Below are 23,119 nucleotides of genomic sequence, written 5' to 3' on the forward strand. Positions count from 1 at the left end.
GCTTCCAATATGCGCTTCCTAAGTGCAATCAAGGATGTCGGCTTTTTCTCCTTATGTAGGAAAAAATGGATTATTTATTTATGCTGACTAGTACATATAGAAAAGTTCTGCTGTTTAATTAGCGGAAAAACGGACAGAATTAGAAGGAGGTGACTTCCCAAAATGGCGAAAATAAATGATGGATATTATCCTGTATTACCACTTAGAGGTCTTTTAGTATTTCCAACAATGGTTTTGCATGTGGATGTTGGTCGAGAAAAATCAGTTGCTGCTTTAAATGAAGCGATGTTACGAGAAGAAAAAGTATTTCTTGTAGCGCAGAGAGATATGAATTTAGAACATCCTACTACAGAAGACTTATATGATGTCGGAATTTTAGCATATGTCAAGCAAATGGTGAAGCTACCAAATGGAACATATCGTGTGTTAGTCGAAGGACAACAAAGGGCTATTTGGGATGATTACAGAGAAAGAGATATGTATGATGAAGTTTCAGTGACCGCTTTTGTCGAGCCGACGGAAGCAGATTCGGAAGATGAAGCGCTTATGCGAACTTTAATACATAATTTTGAAAAGTATTCAAAGGCATCGAAAAGCATATCAGAAGAAACTTATAAATCGGTACTAGATATTAAAGAACCAGGTAGACTTGCTGACATGATTGCATCTCATTTACCATTAAAAATTTCAGGGAAACAAGAAATTTTAGAAATTATGGATGCAAAAGAGCGTTTAGAAACATTAATTAAGCGACTGTATAATGAACAGGAAATATTAAATTTAGAAAAGAAAATAAATACACGCGTAAAACACGCGATGGAAAGAACACAAAAAGAATTTTATCTTCGTGAGCAAATGAAGGCTATACAAACAGAGCTAGGAGATAAAGAAGGTAAAACTGGTGAAATTGCGGACTTGAAAAAACGAATTGAAAAAGCAGGTTTACCAGAAACTACGAAAAAGAATGTGTTAAAAGAATTAGATCGTTATGAGAAACTACCTACACAAGCTCCTGAGAGTGGAGTAATACGAAACTATATTGAATGGATGGTATCCATTCCTTGGTCAAAATCAACGGCAGATCAACTAGATATTAAACGTTCAGAGAAAATTCTAAATCGAGATCATGATGGCCTTGAGTCGGTGAAGGAAAGGGTGTTAGAATATTTAGCTGTTCGTCAGTTAACTAAATCTCTTCGTGGTCCAATCCTGTGTTTAGCTGGACCTCCAGGTGTCGGGAAAACTTCCTTGGCGAAATCTATTGCTGAATCATTAGGACGCAATTTTGTTCGAATTTCATTAGGAGGAGTTCGAGACGAATCTGAGATTCGAGGACATCGAAGAACATACGTAGGTTCCATGCCGGGTCGTATAATTCAAGCAATGAAAAAGGCAGGGACGATTAATCCACTTATTTTATTAGACGAAATTGATAAAATGTCGAATGATTTTAGAGGAGATCCTTCCGCAGCAATGTTAGAAGTGCTTGATCCTGAGCAGAACAATTCATTTAGCGATCATTATATTGAAGAGACGTATGATTTATCTAATGTGCTATTTATTGCTACTGCAAACGACTTAAGCACAATACCAGGTCCTCTACGTGATAGAATGGAGATTATTTCAATCGCTGGTTATACAGAAATTGAAAAACTATCTATTGCCAAAAATCATTTATTACCTAAACAAGCGAAGGAACATGGTCTAACGAAATCTCAGCTACAAGTAAAAGACGAAGCAATTGTGGACGTAATTCGTCATTACACTCGTGAGGCGGGAGTTAGAAGTCTAGAGCGTGTCCTAGCAAATATTTGTAGAAAAGCTGCTTTGCAAATTGTATCTGGCACAAAGAAACGTGTAACGATATCGTCGAGTAACTTGGAGGATACAATCGGAAAGAAAAAATTCCGTTATGGACAAGCAGAAACCGAAAACCAAATAGGTGTAGCGACGGGATTAGCTTATACGACTGTTGGTGGAGACACCTTGCAAATCGAAGTGTCTTTATCTCCTGGTAACGGTAAGTTACAATTAACAGGTAAGCTTGGCGATGTGATGAAAGAATCTGCTCAAACAGCATTATCTTTTGTCCGTTCAAAAGCTGAATCAATCGGAATAGATCCAAATTTCCATGAGAAACATGATATTCATATACATGTTCCTGAGGGAGCAGTTCCAAAAGATGGTCCATCAGCAGGTATTACAATCGTGACGGCTTTAGTTTCTGCATTATCTAAGCGTCCAATTCGACGAGAAGTCGGGATGACAGGGGAAGTGACACTAAGAGGTCGCGTATTACCAATCGGTGGATTAAAAGAAAAAACATTAAGTGCACATCGCGCAGGATTAACGACAATCATTTGTCCTAAAGACAATGAGCGTGATATTGAAGATATACCAGAGAGTGTTCGAGAGGTCTTAACTTTTAAGCTTGTTTCCGATGCTGAAGAGGTACTTCAAATAGCATTAGAGGAGTGAAAGCATGAAAGTGAATAACGTAGAATTACTAATAAGTGCTGTAAGACCAGCTCAATATCCAGAAGGAGATTTACCGGAATTTGCATTAGCAGGAAGATCCAATGTAGGTAAATCTTCATTTATCAATAAAATGATTGGTCGAAAAAGCATGGCTCGTATTTCTTCCAAGCCAGGTAAGACACAAACGTTAAATTTTTATAAATTAGAAGAAGATTTATTATTTGTCGATGTTCCAGGTTATGGGTATGCAAAGGTATCTAAAACAGAAAGAGCAGCATGGGGGAAAATGATTGAAACATACTTTACGTCTAGATCGGTTTTAAAAGCAGTAGTGTTAATCGTCGATTTGAGACATCCTCCAACTGCAGATGATTGTATGATGTACGATTTCTTAAAGCATTATAATATTCCTTGCATAGTTGTCGCAACGAAAGCGGACAAAATTCCTAAAGGCAAATGGGATAAGCATAAGAAAATAGTCAAAGATGAATTGCAAATGGAAAAAAGTGATCCTCTTGTCGTATTTTCTTCAGAAACGGGCCTTGGCTTCGATGCAGCGTGGGCAGAAATTGAAAGTAGAATGTAATTGAAAATTTTTGTGTAAATATGAAGATTAAAACTGGTTGTTTAGGGAATAACTTTCCCTATAAGCGACCAGTTTTATTTTGAGATAGAAGATACCTAATTAGTTAGAAAAATGCGTCTTTTATAACATTGGTCAGTTTCCTTGTAATCGTGCTTAATGTTTGCTAATATTAGTTTATAATAATTCTAATTAAGGTGAAGGTTATTTCATAGCTTGTTCACAAATGGTTACCATTCTGTGAAAAAAGCTATGGTATAATTGGATTATGAAATGAACGTGAAAGGGTGACATGATTCCATGCATACTATCGTGGTAGGTGTCAATTACCGTACTGCTCCCGTGGAAATTCGTGAAAAGCTATCTTTTGTAGAAGCGGAACTTCCGAATGCCATGCAAGCATTGCAGGAACAAAAAAGCATACTAGAGAATGTTATTGTATCTACTTGTAACCGCACAGAAATCTATGCAACCGTAGATCAATTACATACTGGGAAATACTATGTAAAACAGTTTTTAGCTAATTGGTTCGATATTCCATTAGAGGATCTCTCCCGCTATTTATTTATTCACGAAGATGACCAAGCGAACAGCCATTTGTTCCAGGTGACAGCTGGTGTCGATTCCATGGTACTTGGTGAGACACAAATATTAGGTCAGGTGAAGAAGAGCTTTCTAAATGGACAAGAGAACGGTACAACAGGTACTGTTTTCAATCAATTGTTTAAGCAAGCTGTAACTTTTGCTAAGCGTGCCCATGCAGAAACTGCGATTGGTGAAAATGCAGTTTCTGTCTCTTATGCTGCAGTCGAGCTAGGAAAGAAAATTTTTGGCTCTTTAAATCATAAGCATGTTGTTATTGTCGGTGCTGGAAAAATGGGCGAGCTTGCAATACAAAACCTATATGGTAGTGGAGCAGGCAAAGTAACAGTGTTTAATCGTACATTTGAAAAGGCGGAAGCATTGGCAACTAAATTTGATGGCACTGCCAAACCGATGGACGAGTTACAATGTGCGTTATTAGAAGCGGATATTTTAATTAGCTCGACTGGTTCCACTGGATATGTAATTGACTATGAATTGATGCAGTTTGTAGAACGTCTTCGTAAAGGAAAGCCTCTATTTATGGTTGACATCGCTGTGCCAAGGGATTTAGATCCAAAAATTGGTGATTTGGCGAACGTTTTCTTATATGATATCGATGATTTACAAGGTATCGTAGAAGCAAATTTAGCGGAACGTGAGCGTGCAGCGGATCAAATTAAGTCAATGATCCAATCAGAAATTGAGCAATTCAATGAGTGGGTTACAACACTAGGAGTTGTGCCAATTATTTCTGCTCTTAGACAAAAAGCTAATCGAATCCAACAAGAAACAATGGTTTCTATTGAAAATAAAATGCCGAATCTATCGGACCGTGAACGAAAAATTTTAAATAAACATACAAAATCAATCATTAATCAATTGTTAAAAGATCCAATTTTACAAGTGAAAGAATTATCTACTGCAAACGATTCAGCAGAACAACTTCAATTATTCCAGCAGATTTTTGGTATTGAAGAAGAAGTAAAAAATGAATTCTCTGCTCAAGTAGAAAAATCAAAAATCAAATTAAAACAAACTAGAGTGGCATCACAAAACTTGAAAGAAGAAATGTCATTTTGATGAAGTAAAAAGGAGGCGTTTTTGTATCTGTATGTGTCATAATAGATATGGAAAACGTCTTTTTTTGACGTATCTGCCTGTCTAATAAGACTTAGGCAATTACTCTTTTAGGTTAAAAAGGAGCTTATTATGACTGATCTTGGAATGACAAGGCTACACGAGATGATGGTCATTCTACAATCCGTTAGCCTTGTTTTTTATTTTATCGATTACTTGAATAAAGATCGTCGGGCACATCGTATAGGAGTATGGCTACTTTCCATCGTGTCATTCCTGCAAACGGTGTTTTTAGTTATGTATATCATTGATACAAAAAGATTTCCAATTCTTTCGCTATTTGAAGGAATCTACTTTTATGCATGGCTAATTATCACTCTAGCAATTGTATTGCAGATAGTATTCAAATTGGATTTACCTGCATTCTTTTTAAATATTATTGGGTTTATTTTTATGACCATCCATACTTTTGCGCCAAATCAAATGGATCAATCCGCTGTTGGAGAAGCCCTACTATCTGAATTGTTATTTATTCATATTATGTTTGCAATGTTAGCTTACGCTGCATTTTCATTATCATTTGTATTTTCATCCTTATATTTAATATTATATCGGGTGCTCAAAAAGAAAAAATGGACAAAGCAGTTTTCTCGATTGCCGTCATTGAAGCAAGCAGAAAATGGGATGACATTATCTATTTTGACAGGTATTCCTCTTTTGTTTGTAAGTTTAATTCTTGGGTTAGAATGGGCATATGTATCATTAGATATATTTACCGTTTTTGATTTTAAAATTATAAGTTCTGTCATTTTATTGTTGATCTATGTGGTTGTGCTTCTTTTAAGAAATAAATCACGTTTTATAGGAACCAACTATGCTTGGATTCATATATATGCATTTCTATTTGTTTTGATAAACTTTTTATTAGGTAGTCAATTATCACAATTCCATTTTTGGTATTAAAGAGAGGTAGCGAAGCAATGCGTAAAATTATTGTAGGTTCGAGAAGAAGTAAATTAGCATTAACCCAAACGAATTGGTTTATTCAGCAAATGAAAGATATGGGTGCACCATTTGAGTTCGAAGTGAAAGAAATCGTAACAAAGGGTGATCAAATATTAGATGTAACGTTATCAAAAGTTGGTGGAAAAGGATTATTTGTAAAAGAAATTGAACAGGCATTGTATGATAAAGAGATTGATTTTGCAGTGCACAGCATGAAGGATATGCCATCTGTTTTACCACCAGGTCTTGTAATGGGATGTACACCGAAGCGAGTAGACGAGCGAGATGCATTTATTTCTACTGGGCACGTAAAGTTAGCAGATCTTCCAAAAGGTGCGATTGTTGGGACAAGCAGTTTAAGAAGAAGTGCTCAATTATTATTGTTGCGCCCAGATATCGAGATTAAATGGATACGTGGAAATGTTGATACGAGACTCCAAAAGCTCCAAGACGGTGAATATGACGCAATTATTTTAGCAGCTGCAGGATTGAAGCGTCTTGGTTGGAGCGACGAAGTAGTAACAGAATACATATCAACAGAAGACTGTGTTCCAGCAGTAGGACAAGGAGCACTTGCAATTGAATGCCGAGAAGATGATATAGAATTATTGGATGAGCTTAAAAAATTATCTGATCAGGATACATGGGATGCTGTACACGCAGAACGTGCATTTTTAGCTGCGATGGATGGTGGCTGTCAAGTTCCGATTGCCGGACATGCTGTCATCAATGGCAATGAGATTACAATGACAGGTTTAGTCGCTGCACCAGATGCGTCGGTTATTTATAAAGAAGTAGTTACAGGGAAAAATCCTGAAGAAGCAGGCAAAGAAGTAGCGCGTTTAGTTACAGAGCAAGGAGCATATGAACTAATACAAAAAGTAAAGGCAGATTTAAATGTCTAAGGGGAGACCTTTACAAGGAGAGAATGTCATATTTACAGGGATTTTAAGGTCTTCCGAGGCTGTCGATCTTACGCTGAAATATGGAGGATACCCAGTAATTGCTCCGCTCATTGCAACCCAGGAACTTGTTTCTGAAGCTGACGAACATAGGCTACAAGAATGTATCGACTATGATTGGTTTATATTCACGAGTCAAAGTAGTGTGCACGCCTTTCATTCGAAAATGAAAAAGTTTGGGTTACCTCCTTCTGTGATAAAAGCAAAAATTGCAGTAGTCGGTTCAAAAACTGCATGCGCGATCGAATCTATAGGCTTAAGGGTAGATTTTACCCCAACTATTTTTAGTGCAGATGTTTTTGTAAAAGAATTTCCTGCATTTTCTTCACCTACTGAAACCTGTTTGTTTTTTAAAGGCAGTCTTGCAAAAGATACAATAACAAAAGGTTTAACAAATAAAGTAGATGAGTGGGTTATTTATGAAACAATAGAAGTGGAAGAAAATAAAGAGCATATTCAATATTTAATCGAAAATGAGCCGAATTGCTCCATCATATTTACAAGTCCATCTACCGTGAAAGTATTTCATGAAACTATCGGCGTTCAAACTGGATACGAATCACTTACAGTTTGCGCGATTGGCCATATTACAAAAGAGTATTTGGAATCACTAAATGCAACAGTTCATGTGATTCCAGAAACCTATACATTAACGGAAGTAATCCATGCATTAGTGGAATGGAAAGGGAGAGAATAATGACAGAATTTCAACGTCATCGTCGTTTAAGAAAAACAGCAGGAATACGAGCAATGGTTAGAGAAACATATTTACATAAAGAGGATTTGATTTACCCGATATTTGTTGCTGAGGGAGAAAATATAAAAAATGAAGTAAAGTCTATGCCTGGTGTATACCAATTTTCAATTGACCGTTTAGCAGAAGAAGTAGATGAAGTAGTAGAACTAGGTATTCCTTCTGTTATTTTATTTGGTCTTCCTCTTGAAAAGGATGAAATCGGTTCACAAGCGTTTCATGACCATGGAATTGTACAAGAAGGTATTCGCTTTATCAAAAATAGACACCCAGAACTTGTTGTCATTGCAGATACATGTTTGTGTGAGTATACCGATCATGGACATTGTGGTGTAGTGGATGCAACGGAACAAATTCTGAATGATCCATCTCTTGATTTATTAGCAAAAACAGCGATTAGTCAAGCAAGAGCAGGCGCAGATATTATTGCACCTTCTAATATGATGGATGGGTTCGTTACAGCAATTCGACAAGGTTTAGACGAAGCGGGCTTTGCTGATGTGCCGATTATGTCATATGCAGTGAAATATGCTTCTGCATACTATGGTCCGTTCCGAGAAGCTGCAGATGGCGCCCCTAAATTTGGTGATCGTAAAACATATCAAATGGATTATTCTAATCGTATGGAAGCAATTCGTGAAGCAACATCTGATATCGAAGAGGGAGCAGATTTCCTAATTGTAAAACCAGCACTTTCCTATTTAGATATCATTCGAGATGTAAAAAATAACTTTGATGTTCCAATTGTTGCTTATAATGTTAGTGGTGAGTATGCAATGGTGAAGGCTGCTGCTATCAATGGATGGATCAATGAAAAAGAAACTGTTTTAGAAACTTTAACAGGGATGAAACGTGCTGGAGCAGATATTATTTTAACGTATCATGCAAAAGATGTGGCACGTTGGTTGGAGGAGAAGTAATGACAAAATCATATGACTTATCTAAACAAGCTTTCACAGAAGCTAAAAAATTAATGCCTGGTGGAGTAAACAGTCCAGTTCGTGCATTCAAGTCTGTAGATATGGATCCTATCTTTATGGAAAGTGGTAAAGGTGCTATCCTAAAAGATATCGATGGAAACGAATATATCGATTATGTTTTATCATGGGGACCTCTTATTTTAGGACATGCTGAACCAAATGTTGTAAAAGCAATTCAGCAAGTTGCGGAAGCAGGCACAAGTTTTGGAGCTTCTACACTTATTGAAAACAAACTTGCTAAATTGGTAATGGAACGTGTACCGTCTATCGAAATGGTTCGTATGGTGTCATCAGGAACGGAAGCAACAATGAGTGCTCTTCGTTTAGCGAGAGGGTACACCGGAAAAAATAAAATATTAAAGTTTGAAGGTAGCTACCATGGGCATGGTGATAGCTTACTGATTAAAGCAGGTTCTGGAGTTGCTACTCTTGGTTTACCTGACAGTCCTGGTGTTCCTGAGTCCATCGCGAAAAACACGATTGCTGTACCTTATAATGATTTGGAGAGCGTACGTCACGTGTTCGAAAACTTCGGAGACGACTTAGCAGCTGTCATAGTTGAACCAGTTGCAGGTAACATGGGTGTTGTTCCACCAGTCGAAGGATTTTTAGAAGGTCTTCGTGAATTAACAGAACAACATGGTACAGTTTTGATCTTTGACGAAGTAATGACTGGATTCCGTGTAGGATATCATTGTGCGCAAGGTTACTATGGTATTACACCTGATTTAACATGTTTAGGTAAAGTAATTGGTGGTGGTCTTCCAGTAGGTGCTTTCGGAGGAAAACGTAAAATTATGGAACTGATTGCTCCTAGCGGCCCTGTTTATCAAGCGGGAACTCTTTCTGGTAATCCACTAGCTATGACTGCTGGATTCGAGACGTTATCTAGATTGAACGAAGAATCTTATGTATACTTTACGAAACTTGGTGATTTACTTGAAAAAGGTTTCCGTGAAGCTGCAACAAAATATAACATCCCACATACGGTAAATCGTGCAGGATCAATGATTGGATTTTTCTTGACGAATGAAGATGTTATTAATTTTGATACAGCTAAAACTTCTGACTTGGAGTTGTTTGCAAAATACTTCCGATTAATGGCCGAAGAGGGAATTTATTTACCACCTTCTCAATATGAAGGATTGTTCTTATCAAGTGCTCATACGGAAGAACATATTGAAAAAACAATTGCAGCATTCCATACGGTGTTTGAAAAATTATCAACTAAATAATTTAAAGAGAAGCCCCGCAATCATTTGCGGGGCTTTAGTTATTGATTAATCATATCGTTGATCTACACCTCCGTGCGGACGCTTTCCGCGGGCGGTCCGTGAGTCTCCTCGGGCCAACACGATGTAGGGTTACGTGGTAGTTACCACACGAGGTGGAGTTCTTAGCCTTCGTTCCTTTGTTTGCTCCTGTTGGGTACTCACTAGGACACACTATTCCCGCTAAGTCGCCGCCATTATAAGTGATAGGGCTTAATAATAAGAAATCAATTTTCATTACAAGTAATACACGACCAATGATATCCTTGAACTACACTCCGTGCGGACGCTTTCCGCGGGCGGTCCGTGAGCCTCCTCGTCGCCAGCTCCTGCGGGGTCTCACCTGGACACGCTGTTCCCGCTGGAGTCGCCGCCCTCCGTTTCTATCCACTGAAGGCTATCAAAATAAGATAATTTACTTTAAAGGATACACAATGATAGGTGATGGCGTTTAATAATGAGAAATTTATTTAAATTTAAAGTAATACACAAATCATATCGTTAAATTACACTCCGTGAGGACGCTTTTCGATGGCGGTCCGTGAGCCTCCACAGGCCAAAACGATGTTGGTCATGCAAACGTTGCCGCAGGATGCGGCGAACATAGATTGTCTTCCCCTCAACTGCGGGGCTTCGTCTAACGCTATTCTGGCAGGAGTGTCACCTTTTTCAACGATTTTCTAAAAATACTAATTGGAAAGATTTAAGTGATAAAAACTTGCACTATTAATGGCATAATGGTTTTCTTATTGTAATGCGGATAATAGTTGTTTGGAGTGAAAGGCGGCGACTCCAGCCGGAATAGCAAATGTTTACTGCACCGAAAGCGAAGCGGCAGGTGCATGAGCTGAAGACCCTGGACTGAGCATAGCGAAGGAAGCGGCTGAAGCCATGCCGGCGGAACGCGTCCGCCTGGAACGGAAATTAGCTGATTTAAAATAAAATTAAGTTTATCTTCTTTATATTTAATAAAATAATGACAAATGGCACCGTATGTGTATCCCTCGATATATTTTTTGTAGATATTCTTTCCTCATAATTATTTTGCGAGCGTTTTTCATATTTCATGAGTTTCTATCATAATTTGTCCTATATGAAGGAGGATGAAAAATGGAAGTGAAAGTATGGGACGTAAAAGAACAGTTTCTTTTTCCAGCGAGTTTTGGTATTCCTAAAGAGGTAAAAACAGTTGAAGTAACTCCACAATATGAGCAAAGTGAAACAGAAGATTCGATTCAGATAATGGGGATCTATCACATTACCTGTCATGTTGAATTTGAAGAAGGTGAACATGAGCATCACGCTACAAGCGAATTTACCCAAATTGAGGATTTAGATGTTCAGGGAGAAGTAGGTTATTTCGAATATGCTGTACCGATGAGTGTAGAGATTTCAAAGGATAAAATACAACAAGGGTTTTCCCCTTCTTTAGATGTTCGCCGCGTACATTCTAAAACGACAGATCATGCAGCTATTGAAATTGCTTGGTCTGTTTATTGTGAATATGAAGCTCCAATGGTAGTTGAAAAAGAAAATGGAAGAGAAGAATCGGATGAAGTAGAAATGTTAGAGAGTCCAAATAGTGTAGAATCGGAGCTTCAATTTATTTTTGATTTAGATGATGGAATGTCAAAGCTTACGTTTCCATCAAATTATGTCCTTGTAAAGCAAGAAGCAGATGAACAATAGAAAAACAAGTAAAATAAAATCCCAAGTTGTTGGAACAATTAATACACGGATAAGCTGAAAACCACAAATAGGAATAATAATTCCTTTGCAATAAAAGCGTGTTTTTCTAAGCCAATCTGGTAACAAGTAAGGGTTATATCCTTTTCTCATTGTATATTCTCCTTTCACGTGACGTGACTTGACGTCATATCATAAGATTAGGTACAATATGAACAAACAATCAAATTCGCCTTGAAGTACAGATTTTTAAACATCTGTGGAATTCTCTAGGCATTAATCTTTTTCGACTGGATTGGTGATTTAGATTAAAATATTGATGCTATGAATGGGAAGAGTAAAATGAGTTAGTTATCGAAAGAAAGGAAACAAACTGCTGAAATGTTTCTGTTAACGGCCATTTGAAGGTAGCCCATGAGCAGCTTTTGTGAACTAACAGTAGCAATTGCCGGTTTGAAGCCGTTATCTAATTGAGAGCGTGATGTTATTTTTTGCATCTGCGAATAAAGGTGGTACCGCGAACAAACTCCTTCGTCCTTTAATGACGACAGGAGTTTTTTTATATTCTTTTTTAGGAGGAACACATATGACAAATGAAACAACCATGTCAACGAAGTACGATCCGCAATCGATTGAAAAAGGTCGCTATGAATGGTGGCTCAAAGGGAAATTTTTCGAGGCGCATCCAGAAAGTGCAAAAGAACCTTATACGATTGTGATTCCACCACCGAACGTAACAGGTAAGTTACACCTAGGGCATGCTTGGGATACTACATTACAGGATATTCTAATACGTATGAAACGTATGCAAGGATATGATGCTCTTTGGTTACCTGGTATGGATCATGCTGGTATTGCAACACAAGCAAAAGTAGAAGAAAAACTGCGTTCACAAAATATAACTAGATATGATTTAGGACGCGAAAAATTTGTCGAAGAAACATGGAAATGGAAAGAAGAGTATGCTGGTCATATTCGCGAGCAATGGGCAAAACTAGGTTTAGGTTTAGACTATTCAAGAGAACGTTTCACATTGGATGAAGGTCTATCGAATGCAGTTAAAGAAGTGTTCGTAAAGCTTTACAATAAAGGTTTGATCTATCGCGGTGAGTATATTATTAACTGGGATCCTGCTACAAAGACGGCTCTTTCTGACATCGAAGTAATCCATAAAGATGTACAGGGTGCATTCTATCATATGCATTACCCACTCGCAGATGGTACTGGCACAATTGATGTTGCAACTACTCGACCTGAAACAATGCTAGGGGATAGTGCAGTTGCAGTGCACCCAGAAGATGAGCGTTATAAACATTTAATAGGTAAAACAGTGATTCTACCAATTACAAATCGTGAAATCCCAATCGTAGGGGATGATTACGTAGATATGGAGTTCGGTAGTGGGGCGGTTAAAATTACACCTGCACATGATCCAAATGACTTTGAAATTGGTAACCGTCATAATTTACAACGTATTTTAGTAATGAATGAAGATGGTACGATGAATAAAAATGCTGCTCAGTACGACGGAATGGACCGCTTTGCATGCCGTGAACAAATCGTGAAAGATTTACAAGACGCTAGTGTTTTATTCAAAATTGAAGAGCACATGCATTCAGTAGGCCACTCGGAGCGAAGTGGAGCAGTTGTTGAACCTTATCTTTCAACTCAATGGTTTGTAAAAATGCAACCATTGGCTGATGAGGCAATTAAATTACAACAAGCAGAAGAAAAAGTAAATTTTGTACCGGACCGTTTCGAAAAAACGTATTTGCAATGGATGGAAAACATTCATGATTGGTGTATTTCTCGTCAATTATGGTGGGGTCATCGAATTCCTGCTTGGTACCACAACGAAACAGGGGAAGTGTATGTTGGACACGAAGCTCCAATAGATGCTGAAAACTGGAGCCAAGATGAAGATGTATTAGATACATGGTTCTCATCTGCTCTTTGGCCATTTTCTACATTAGGTTGGCCAGATGAACAAAACGAAGAGTTTAAAAAATATTATCCAACAAATACACTTGTTACAGGATATGATATTATATTCTTTTGGGTTTCACGTATGATTTTCCAAGGAATTGAATTTACAGAAACTCGTCCATTTGATGATGTTTTAATACATGGATTGGTTCGAGCAGAAGACGGACGAAAAATGTCCAAATCTCTTGGTAATGGTGTAGATCCGATGGACATAATTGCGCAGTATGGTGCAGATTCACTCCGTTATTTCTTAAGTACTGGTTCATCTCCAGGGCAAGATTTGCGTTTCTCTACGGAAAAAGTAGAAGCGGTTTGGAATTTTGCTAATAAGATTTGGAATGCATCTCGATTTGCATTGATGAATATGGAAGGATTAACATTTGAAGAAATCAATCTTGACGGTAAAAAATCAGTTGCAGATGCATGGATTTTAACTCGTTTGAATGAAACAATTGAACAAGTAACGAGACTTTCCGACAAATATGAATTTGGTGAAGTAGGTCGTGCACTGTATAACTTCATTTGGGATGATTTCTGTGACTGGTATATTGAAATGTCCAAACTTCCACTAAACGGAGAAGATGAAGAAGCGAAGAAAACGACACGTTCGGTACTAGCATATGTATTAGATAATACTATGCGATTATTACATCCATTTATGCCATTCATAACGGAAGAGATCTGGCAAAACCTTCCGCATGAAGGGGAGTCGATTACACTAGCTGCATGGCCAACTGTGAACGAATCTTTATCCAATAAAGAAGAAGCTGCAAGTATGAAATTACTAGCTGAAATTATCCGTTCTGTTCGTAATATTCGTGCAGAAGTACAAACACCGATGAGTAAAAAGGTGCCATTGTACATTTCAGCAAAAGATACAGACACATTGGCAGTATTAGAAGCAAATGCGAAATATTTGGAGCGTTTTTGTAATCCAGAGCCGTTAGTAATCGGTCAAGGTATTGTAGCGCCAGGTCAATCGATGTCTGCAGTTGTAACAGGAGCAGAATTATTCTTGCCATTACAAGGATTAATCGATATCGAAGCAGAAAAGGCTCGTTTAGAAAAAGAACTTGAAAAATGGACAAAAGAAGTGAAGTTAGTTCAAGGAAAGCTATCGAATGAACGCTTCGTTTCCAAAGCACCAGAAGCTGTTGTTGCAGAAGAGCGTGCAAAAGAACAAGATTATATAGAAAAACAAGCTACGGTTTTAAAACGATTAGAAGAACTTAAAAACATGTAATTTAAAGAAGAGAGTGTCGATTGATTATTAATCGACACTCTCTTTTATTATGACTGAAATTGGAGGACTGCATTTAGTGGGAATTATGAATGCTTCCGTTGGAATATTGAATAGTCTAGTTAAATAACAGAAAAAAGAGTGAGCTAAAAACTCGGCTCACTCTTTTTCTTTTAATTTCTTATTAATATATTCCATGATTGGTATGGCAATATCTTTATTAGTAGTAGCAAAATAAGATCTTGCACCAACCGGATCTTCTATTTCATTAAACAACCAACTACCATCAGGCAGTAAGAGAAAGTCTATGCCAATGTAATCGCTTTTTAATGCTTTAGCTATTTTTTCCACATCTTTAATTTGTGCACTACTTAAATCGTATTTTTCTACGGTACCACCGAGAGTATAATTTGATTTAAAACTGTCTTCTGCACCAGTTCGTTTTACTGCTCCGACTACTTCTGATCCAAGCATAAATACTCGGATATCCGTTGCATTTGTTTCAATATACTTTTGTGCAATAATCGTTTTAGAATCATGCGCACGAATAAAGACATTGGCATGATCTTTCGTATGGCATAATTCTACCTGTGACCCACCATGACCATCGATTGTTTTTATGACAACAGGGTAATGAGAGATATCTGTTATTGTCTTTATTTTTCTAGTAGGCACAGTTTGAATTCCTAGTAGCTGAACAAGCTGGATGGCTTTCCATTTATCGTTCGCAATTACATTCACTTCCGCGCGATTAAACATTGGAATATTCCTTTGTTCTAACTGCTTAGAAAGTTGAGGGTTCCTTGCTCTGAAAAAGACGAAATCTGCATCTGGAATAGAGGAACTTCGATCATCTATTATAGTCATGGAAAGACCATGTTTTTCTCCAGCATTTATTAACCGTTCTATAAAGCTTCTATTTCTTTCAATTTCATGTAACTCATAAACTAGTAAGCCTTTCATATTAGAACTGTTCCTACTTTTGATAATGCATAGCTAATCATAGCATCTCCAACATTAATACCGGTCACATTATAAATGTTACGAATATGGGCTACTCCATTTACTTCACATACAAGTGGTTCTTCATCTTCACCAAATAATAAATCTACTCCTGCGAACTCTGCATTTAGCGCCTGAGCAGCATGTATAGCCACTTCTTTTTGTCTTTCTGTAAGTTCTATTTGAGAGGCAGTTCCACCATTTGTAATATTTGCACGAAAATCTGTTTCGGAATGACGATGCATACAAGCGATTACCTGTCCGCCTACGACATTAACTCGAATGTCACGTCCTCTACTATTTTCAATAAACTCTTGAAAAACATATTCTTTTCCATTAAGTTCTTCAACTTTTTCAAAAAACTGTTCCTTTGTTTCTATTAGATAAACTTTAAAACCAAAAGAGCCATGTGCTTCTTTTATTATCATAGGTAATTTAATAGTTTCTAAAACTTGTTCATAATAACCAGTATGTTGAATTGTAAAGTCCGTGTACACTTTTGGTGCAATGATTGTACGAGGCATTGGGACTTGTGCTTTGGCAAGTAACATATACTGGCGTGCTTTGTTATCACATATTTCAATTATATCGGGATCATTAAAAACAGGAATGCCTTCATTTTTGAGAAACTTTGCAAGCAAAATGTCTTTATCTAAAAAGATGACAAAATCTGGTCTAGTATCCCTTAATCCTAGCTGGACGTCCATTAATAATTCGTAATTCTTTACTAATGTTGCTTGTATGCCTTGTTTAATTGCTGCTTCTTGAAGAAGAAGGGCCTGATCGATAAATTTTTCATCTGTAAGACTTCCGTTGTATACAATCCAACATGTTTGCATAATGATTGACCTCCGCTAGTGCGTGATATAATAGTGTTTATAAAGAAGTTTAGCACGAAATTATATGAGAAGGAATAGGGTGAACGACGTGGAAATAAATAATTTTAATTTATATAAAAATAAATGGAATATTAAAAGTGAATCTATTATAAAACCTGGGTTAGATTCCATAAAGAAAGCACTAGAGAAGCTTGATAATCCTCAAAATAAACATAAAACCATTCATGTTGCAGGTACGAATGGGAAAGGATCTACCATTGCATTTATGAGAGCTATCGCAAAGGAACACGGTTTAAGCTACGGATCCTTTACTTCACCAAGTATTATTGATGTGCATGACCAAATCCAATTAAACGGTGTAAATGTTAAGCCAGAACAAATGGATATGGCATTCGAAAAGATGCAACGAGCTAATTTAAGCGGAATGCTTACTGATTTTGAATTACTAACAGTTGCAGCATTCTTAGTTTTTGAAACTGAAACATTGGATATTGTGTTTATAGAGGCTGGTATGGGTGGAAGATTTGATAGTACAAACGTATTTCAAAAATCGTTAGCTGTAATACCTAGTATTTCAATCGATCATACAAACTTTTTAGGAGATACAATTGAAAAAATTAGTTGGCATAAGGCAGGAATATTGAAAGAAGATAGCAAATTAATTATAGGGCAATTAGAGCCACAAGCAAAAACTGTTTTTCTTCAAGAAGCACTTGAAAAGAAGGGTGTAATTATTGAATATGGTAATGATTTTATTGTACATAATAATTCGTATTCATATGACAAGACTGTTTTTAATGGATTACATCCGAGTATGCTAGGGAACCATCAGAAATCAAATATGGCTATAGCAATAACTGCACTTTTGGAAAGTAGTTTCCCATTAGATGAAAGTAAAGTTCAATTGGCTGTTAAACATGCTCGAATGCAAGGAAGAATGGAGAGAATAGAGGAAAATCTATATTTTGATGGTGCTCATAACAAAGCGAGTATTGATTCATTGGTAGAAACGATTAAATCTAATTTCCCACATAAAAATATTCATTTTATTGTAGGTATTCTAAAAGACAAAGATTATATATATATGTTGAGAAAATTAGAAGAAATAGGTTCATCTTTTGAATTTGTACAATTCAATCACGAACGGGCATTACCGCCTAGTGAATTATATAAACACTGTTTACACGATGATAAACGTATTACTAAAGATATGGAAGAATTTTTGTTTGAAAATATTCAAAATAATGATATTACTATTGTCACAGGTTCGTTATATTTTATATCAGAGTTAAGATTAAAAACAGGTAAATAGTAGTTGAAATTTTCAGAGATTTAAGTGATATAATTTAGTCAATCGGATAATAAGCTAATAGTAACAGATAAATTTTTTAGAGGGAGAATAATAGTCCTATGAATATATCAGTAAAAGCCAAAAGAAATATTTTCATATTGTGGTTATTAGTCGTACCCTTAGGGTCTTTTTTAGTTTATCGATATGCTCCAAGTAGGCATGTTGAATGGGATGCTTATTTAATCCTCTTGTTATTAGTTTTATTAACAACTAGTTTTCCATTTTATATCTCAGGTAATACAATGTTTCTTAGTCAATGGGTTTCGCTAGCCGCATTTTTGAATTATGGAATATTTGCCGAACTGGTTCTTATGCAATTGTGTTTAATACCGATTGCTTTTCATATGAAAGCTAACAAAGATAATTTTTATCGCATCGCGTTTAGCTCTTTTATGTTCTTCATTATTTCAGTGGTCTGCGGTACTGTTGTACATTTACTTGGTTACAATTTAGGGTCCCTAGTAGTACAAGATGTTCTTCTCTTTGGTACAATTTATGCTCTTTGTGATGTCATTTTAAATCATACAATCATTTATTTAAGAAATTCTTCGTTTGGAACCAATCCAAAATTATTAGACGAGTCTACCGTATGGGATGTTGTAGGATTAACGATTACATTACCTTTTGGGATAAGCTTATATTTTTTAGAGAGCTATGTAGGTACTATAGCATTTGTTCTTTTAGGCTTACCTTTTTTAATGATTACTCTTTTAGTCCGTTTATATAGCAACTCCGAGAAAGTAAATGCGGATCTTAATAAAGCGAGTCAATTTGGACATGAGCTTGCAGAACGAATGACTGGTAAAGAGATAATTGATTTGTTCATGGAGCGTATTACAAAGATGTTCCCCATCGATTCAGCCTATATAGTCGATGATTTGTATGGTAAATTTCAAATACTACGTGCAAGAGAAGATGGAGAAAATGTGGAACTATTTTTTGCGCCAGAAGATCTAAATAGTACTCTTGCAGGCATCATTTATAAAAAAGGGATTCCAACCTTATATGATAAACAAAGCGAATGGAATGAAATGAAACCACCATTTCTTGCAACTGATATGCAAAGTGTAATGTGCGTACCCATCTATCGAAATCAAAAAATAGAAGGTGTTCTAGTACTTGCTTCACGTAAAAAATACGCTTTTGAGGCATACCAACTTAAAATGGTTCATTTGCTCTGCTCATATTTTGCGGTTTCCGTGGAAAAAGCAAAGTATGTAAGAGAGGCATTGGCAAGAAGTGAACGGTGCGAGTTAACGGGTTTATATAATTACAGGTATTTAGACAAACGATTGGAATACTTTATGGAGAAATTAAATCTTGGTGAATATAAAACGGTGTCATTAATTATGATGGACATTGATCATTTTAAATCCGTCAATGATACATACGGACACCACAGTGGAAACATGATTTTAAAAGAGTTTGCTAATGTAATCAGTACTGAAATTGGTTCAAATGGGACAGTTGCAAGGTATGGAGGAGAAGAATTTGTCATCTTACTTCCTAACTATACGAAAGTAGAAGCAACCAATATTGCTGAACGATTAAGACGAAAAATTGAACAAAACCCATTTGTCGTACAGTTAGATTTAGATGTAGTTTCGCGGGAAGAAATTATCTTTTTAACAGCCAGCATCGGAGTTTCCACTGCTCCTGAAGACAGCGATGAAGGAATGTCACTGCTTCGAAATGCAGACCGTGCATTATATATTGGTGCGAAGCAAGCGGGTAGAAATAAAGTTGCGGAATATGTGAAATAGAAGAATGAGAAAAGAGAATCTTAGTTTAAGAAGATTCTCTTTTTTATGTGTTTATGCAAGTGTCTTTAGATTTAGAGTATCAAATAAAAATCTCCGATGGTAAAATAGTATTAATCTAACTAGCAGTGCTTATGCTGAAAATAATGTAGTATAGTTATATTCTTACACTTTTGCTTTTAAATACATATTTGCGAAATTATAAATTTGAGGAATCATGGATGTGCAAGTACAGGAGATTACTAATTTTGACCAACCATGCAGTACGGAAGAAAGTTCAACTACAGATTTTGATATTCAATCTCGTTACTCTGCTACCACAAGCCTGAATTATTTAGTGATAAGAAGTCGGGTTTCCTCATTATAGTTGCTCTAGTGGTTGTCATTATTGGTGCAATCTATTATTTTCTGATATATCCTCTCAAGGAAGAAAAACAATTAAAAGAAGTAACTGTCAGTAGTATTCGAACAGAGGTAGCTGTTTTACAAACAGAATTAGCCTCTTCTGAAGTAGAAAGTGATGAGAAATAAGGAGCTAACTAAATGGAAATCGTCCTAACAATATTATTTTTCATATATGGTCTAATTTTTGGCTCGTTTTTCAATGTAGTTGGATTACGTATTCCAAAAGGGGAATCCATTGTTCGCCCATCATCTCATTGTGCTATTTGCAATCGGAATCTCACTGCTCGTGATTTGGTGCCTGTCCTTTCCTATTTGTTTTTACAAGGGAAATGTAGAGGCTGTGGGACGAAGATTCATTGGATGTATCCTGTGATAGAACTTGTCACTGGCCTCTTATTTGCTTTTGCTTATATTCAACTTGGTTTCACTTTAGAGTTGGTAGTTGCTATCTTGTTCATATCTTTACTAGTAATTATTACTGTTTCGGATATTGCCTATATGCTTATACCTGATAAGATTCTTTTGTTTTTTTTAGTTCCTTTGATTGTTGCAAGAATCTTCTCGCCGTTAACCCCTTGGTCGGAAAGTATTGTGGGAGCTGTAATTGGATTTGGTGTATTATTTTTAATTGCTGTATTGTCGAAAGGTGGTATGGGCGGAGGGGATATTAAATTATTTTTTGTCATCGGAGTAGTTTTAGGAACGATGCATACGTTGTTAACACTTTTTTTAGCTTCTCTTATAGGTGCAGTTGTTGGTGTAATCTCTTTGAGAATAACTAAAAAAGGTAGGAAAACACCCATACCTTTTGGACCTACCATTGCGATTGCTGCTATTATCGCCTATTTTTTTGGCAATACCCTTGTCGATTGGTATGTGAATATGTTTTTTTAACTCGATAAGTTTTTTGGACGAGCCGACATAGGTCTCGTCTTTTTTTAATTACTTAATGATAAGGTTGTGGGTAAAAGGGGTGAGCACATGCCGATTAGAAGGAGGAACCCGAGAAAAAAAGTAATACTGGCGGGTATACAGGGATTAGTTATCGGAGTTGTAGGAGTGTTGTTATTTGGTTTTATTTTAAACATGTCGAATGATAAAAAAGTGGAAGAACAAGCCCAAGAACAAGTTTCTACACCTACGAACGAGAAAGAAACAGATGAGAAAGTAGAAGTTACTGGGGAAGCTGCTCTACCATTTAAAGCGAAGCAATATGGTATGTTTACTTCAAAGGAAAGTGCAATGTCCTTTATAAGCACTCAACCTAGTCTTGAAAAAGCAAGTATCGTAAGAATAGGAAACGAATTTTATGTGTGGAGTGAACTTTTTGTAAATGAGGTAAGTACAAGCGAGGGTGATGTTCTACCCACGTTTCTAAAAACGATTAATATTTCCACAAATGCTTGTGCAGATCCTAAAGTAAAAAATATCATCAATATATTACAGGAAGAAAAACTATCAAAAAATTATTTTGACTCTATTGCCAGAAAAGAAAATTATCCAGATGACATGATGAATATAGTGACTGCTGTATCAACGTTTTCGGATGTTTCCTCAGTTATTAGACTACATGTATTTACGCATTATTTAGAGCAAAACGATTGCTTAAAATTGAATTTTTGATAGTGAAAAGTAATCAAAATTGAATTGTAATGGATTTATACACAATTTCCCTTTGTTCTAATCTTTTGTATCCTAATATAAAGGGGGAATAAGAATGAATCTTATTACAAAAGATAAACTAATTTTAGCAAGTGAGTCACCTAGAAGAAAGGAACTTTTTAGTAAATTAGGCGTACCATTTGAAATCCAGCCAGCTGGGGTTGATGAAGAGCTCGATGGTTTATATGAACCAGAGGAATTTGCTATAGCCATTGCAGATCTAAAAGCAAATGATATTGCACAGAGAAATCCAGGAGCAATCATAATTGCTGCTGATACAACTGTTCGAATAGGAAAGGCGTTATTAACGAAGCCAACAAACAATGCGCAGGCGGTAAAGTTTCTCAAGCTTCTATCAGGAAAGGTTCATCATGTAATTACTGGTGTTTCTATTGTGGGGCCAGATCTTAATCTTGCATTTGCAGAAACTACTTTAGTTAAATTTTATGAGTTATCTGATGAAGAAATTAATGCATATGTTGAGTCTGGTGATCCATTAGATAAAGCAGGTGGATATGGAATCCAAACGATGGGAGGACTTTTTGTTGAAAAGATTCAAGGTGATTATAATAATGTTGTAGGTCTTCCTATAAGCCGGTTATATCAAACGCTTTTGAAGCTTGGGGTAATAGAATTCGCGAGGGAGACGTCTAAATGACTGTAGATTTAACTCCAGCGTTAATGATTCGTGATGTCCATATTGCAGATCGCCCTCGAGAAAGATTAATAAGACAAGGGGCACAAAGCTTGTCCAACCAAGAATTAATTGCTATCTTGCTTCGTACCGGTACGAAGCAAGAGTCTGTGCTTCACTTAGCAAATCGTGTCCTCCATTTTATCGAACAAATTCAAGAATTAAAAAATGCTACGCTAGAAGAAATTATGTCAGTAAAAGGCATAGGTCAAGCAAAAGCGGTCCAGTTACTAGCAGCGGTTGAGTTAGGACGAAGATTATCGCAGCAAAAAACAGATGAAAAATTTACCATTCGTTCTCCAAAAGATGCCGCAACATACTTAATGCATGATATGACTTCATTAACGCAAGAGCATTTTGTCGTTTTATTTTTGAATGTTAAAAATCAAATTCTCCATAAACAGACAATCTTCATCGGTTCACTTAATGCTTCAATTGTTCATCCACGAGAGATTTTCCGCGAAGCTGTAAAAAGGTCAGCTGCTTCTATTATATTCGCTCATATAGGCAAGCTTTTTGTAGGGCGAAATTTAATTTTATTGTGATTTAGTACACATTTTAATTTCGCCCATTAAAATTAGGCGAAATTAATAAAACGTATACGATTGTATACTTCTTTATTACAAATTAATATTAAATTCTTTTATTAATTCATTTAAGATAAGGTCTATTGTTTGCACTTGTCCAATTAAATTTTCTCTTATACATGCTAATTCATTTTGAGATAATTGCTTAATCATAATCTCCTTTCTCAATTCTAACCTCTTAATATAATCCTCAATTTTACTACGGCGGAATG

Annotated in this window: 19 protein-coding genes and 1 other annotated feature; of the genes, 17 read left to right on the top strand and 2 right to left on the bottom strand. The window is 36.3% G+C overall.

The window, feature by feature from the left end; translation table 11 throughout:
- Positions 1 to 162 precede the first annotated feature (162 nt).
- The 10 genes from lon (at position 163) to AM499_RS02645 (ending at position 14,610) form a co-directional block, all read left to right on the top strand.
- Complete coding sequence (gene lon, locus AM499_RS02600) at positions 163 to 2,478, top strand: endopeptidase La (protein ID WP_053588734.1); 2,316 nt, start codon at positions 163 to 165, stop codon at positions 2,476 to 2,478.
- A 4-nt stretch (positions 2,479 to 2,482) separates the two neighbouring features.
- Entirely contained in the window at positions 2,483 to 3,064 is a 582-nt protein-coding gene (gene yihA, locus AM499_RS02605; protein WP_053588735.1) for a ribosome biogenesis GTP-binding protein YihA/YsxC, read from the top strand.
- A 297-nt stretch (positions 3,065 to 3,361) separates the two neighbouring features.
- Entirely contained in the window at positions 3,362 to 4,726 is a 1,365-nt protein-coding gene (gene hemA / locus AM499_RS02610) for a glutamyl-tRNA reductase (RefSeq protein WP_053588736.1), read from the top strand.
- A gap of 129 nt (positions 4,727 to 4,855) precedes the next feature.
- The gene (ccsA, locus tag AM499_RS02615; protein ID WP_053588737.1) at positions 4,856 to 5,686 is read left to right on the top strand and encodes a cytochrome c biogenesis protein CcsA; all 831 of its coding nucleotides are present in this window, start codon (positions 4,856 to 4,858) and stop codon (positions 5,684 to 5,686) included.
- A 17-nt stretch (positions 5,687 to 5,703) separates the two neighbouring features.
- The gene (hemC, locus tag AM499_RS02620) at positions 5,704 to 6,633 is read left to right on the top strand and encodes a hydroxymethylbilane synthase (RefSeq protein ID WP_053588738.1); all 930 of its coding nucleotides are present in this window, start codon (positions 5,704 to 5,706) and stop codon (positions 6,631 to 6,633) included.
- Complete coding sequence (locus tag AM499_RS02625; RefSeq protein WP_053588739.1) at positions 6,626 to 7,387, top strand: uroporphyrinogen-III synthase; 762 nt, start codon at positions 6,626 to 6,628, stop codon at positions 7,385 to 7,387. The genes hemC and AM499_RS02625 overlap by 8 nt, the downstream gene beginning before the upstream one ends.
- Positions 7,387 to 8,364, top strand: a complete 978-nt coding sequence (gene hemB / locus AM499_RS02630; protein ID WP_053588740.1) for a porphobilinogen synthase — start codon at positions 7,387 to 7,389, stop codon at positions 8,362 to 8,364. Before AM499_RS02625 ends, hemB begins: the two co-directional genes overlap by 1 nt.
- The gene (hemL, locus tag AM499_RS02635; protein ID WP_053588741.1) at positions 8,364 to 9,659 is read left to right on the top strand and encodes a glutamate-1-semialdehyde 2,1-aminomutase; all 1,296 of its coding nucleotides are present in this window, start codon (positions 8,364 to 8,366) and stop codon (positions 9,657 to 9,659) included. The genes hemB and hemL overlap by 1 nt, the downstream gene beginning before the upstream one ends.
- Before the next feature lie 1,146 nt (positions 9,660 to 10,805).
- The gene (locus AM499_RS02640) at positions 10,806 to 11,384 is read left to right on the top strand and encodes a hypothetical protein (RefSeq protein ID WP_053588742.1); all 579 of its coding nucleotides are present in this window, start codon (positions 10,806 to 10,808) and stop codon (positions 11,382 to 11,384) included.
- A gap of 312 nt (positions 11,385 to 11,696) precedes the next feature.
- Positions 11,697 to 11,923 (top strand) — a binding site (T-box leader).
- 44 nt (positions 11,924 to 11,967) lie between these two features.
- Positions 11,968 to 14,610 (top strand): valine--tRNA ligase, encoded by a 2,643-nt coding sequence (locus AM499_RS02645; RefSeq protein WP_053592072.1) that lies wholly within the window; start codon positions 11,968 to 11,970, stop codon positions 14,608 to 14,610.
- Between the two features lie 156 nt (positions 14,611 to 14,766).
- On the opposite strand, the gene AM499_RS02650 is transcribed toward AM499_RS02645, so the two are convergent.
- Both AM499_RS02650 and AM499_RS02655 read right to left on the bottom strand, forming a co-directional pair.
- The gene (locus AM499_RS02650) at positions 14,767 to 15,570 is read right to left on the bottom strand and encodes an ATP-grasp domain-containing protein (RefSeq protein ID WP_053588743.1); all 804 of its coding nucleotides are present in this window, start codon (positions 15,568 to 15,570) and stop codon (positions 14,767 to 14,769) included.
- A complete protein-coding gene (locus AM499_RS02655; protein WP_053588744.1) occupies positions 15,567 to 16,448 on the bottom strand; it encodes an ATP-grasp domain-containing protein in 882 nt (293 codons plus the stop codon). The genes AM499_RS02650 and AM499_RS02655 overlap by 4 nt, the downstream gene beginning before the upstream one ends.
- Positions 16,449 to 16,536: 88 nt before the next feature.
- On the opposite strand from AM499_RS02655, the gene AM499_RS02660 reads away from it, so the two are divergent.
- From AM499_RS02660 to radC, 7 genes are all read left to right on the top strand, one after another.
- Complete coding sequence (locus AM499_RS02660) at positions 16,537 to 17,760, top strand: bifunctional folylpolyglutamate synthase/dihydrofolate synthase (RefSeq protein WP_197275587.1); 1,224 nt, start codon at positions 16,537 to 16,539, stop codon at positions 17,758 to 17,760.
- Between the two features lie 98 nt (positions 17,761 to 17,858).
- Complete coding sequence (locus tag AM499_RS02665; RefSeq protein WP_053588746.1) at positions 17,859 to 19,562, top strand: sensor domain-containing diguanylate cyclase; 1,704 nt, start codon at positions 17,859 to 17,861, stop codon at positions 19,560 to 19,562.
- Positions 19,563 to 19,934: 372 nt separating this feature from the next.
- Entirely contained in the window at positions 19,935 to 20,090 is a 156-nt protein-coding gene (locus AM499_RS21555; protein WP_156316734.1) for a hypothetical protein, read from the top strand.
- Between the two features lie 12 nt (positions 20,091 to 20,102).
- On the top strand, positions 20,103 to 20,858 hold the full coding sequence (locus tag AM499_RS02670; RefSeq protein ID WP_053588747.1) for a prepilin peptidase: 756 nt from the start codon (positions 20,103 to 20,105) through the stop codon (positions 20,856 to 20,858).
- Positions 20,859 to 20,945: 87 nt separating this feature from the next.
- Positions 20,946 to 21,587 (top strand): hypothetical protein, encoded by a 642-nt coding sequence (locus AM499_RS02675; protein WP_053588748.1) that lies wholly within the window; start codon positions 20,946 to 20,948, stop codon positions 21,585 to 21,587.
- A gap of 94 nt (positions 21,588 to 21,681) precedes the next feature.
- A complete protein-coding gene (locus AM499_RS02680) occupies positions 21,682 to 22,284 on the top strand; it encodes a Maf family protein (RefSeq protein ID WP_053588749.1) in 603 nt (200 codons plus the stop codon).
- Complete coding sequence (gene radC / locus AM499_RS02685; protein ID WP_082355156.1) at positions 22,281 to 22,865, top strand: RadC family protein; 585 nt, start codon at positions 22,281 to 22,283, stop codon at positions 22,863 to 22,865. The genes AM499_RS02680 and radC overlap by 4 nt, the downstream gene beginning before the upstream one ends.
- Positions 22,866 to 23,119 lie beyond the last annotated feature (254 nt).

Source organism: Bacillus sp. FJAT-22090 (assembly GCF_001278755.1).
GTDB lineage: Bacteria > Bacillota > Bacilli > Bacillales_A > Planococcaceae > Psychrobacillus.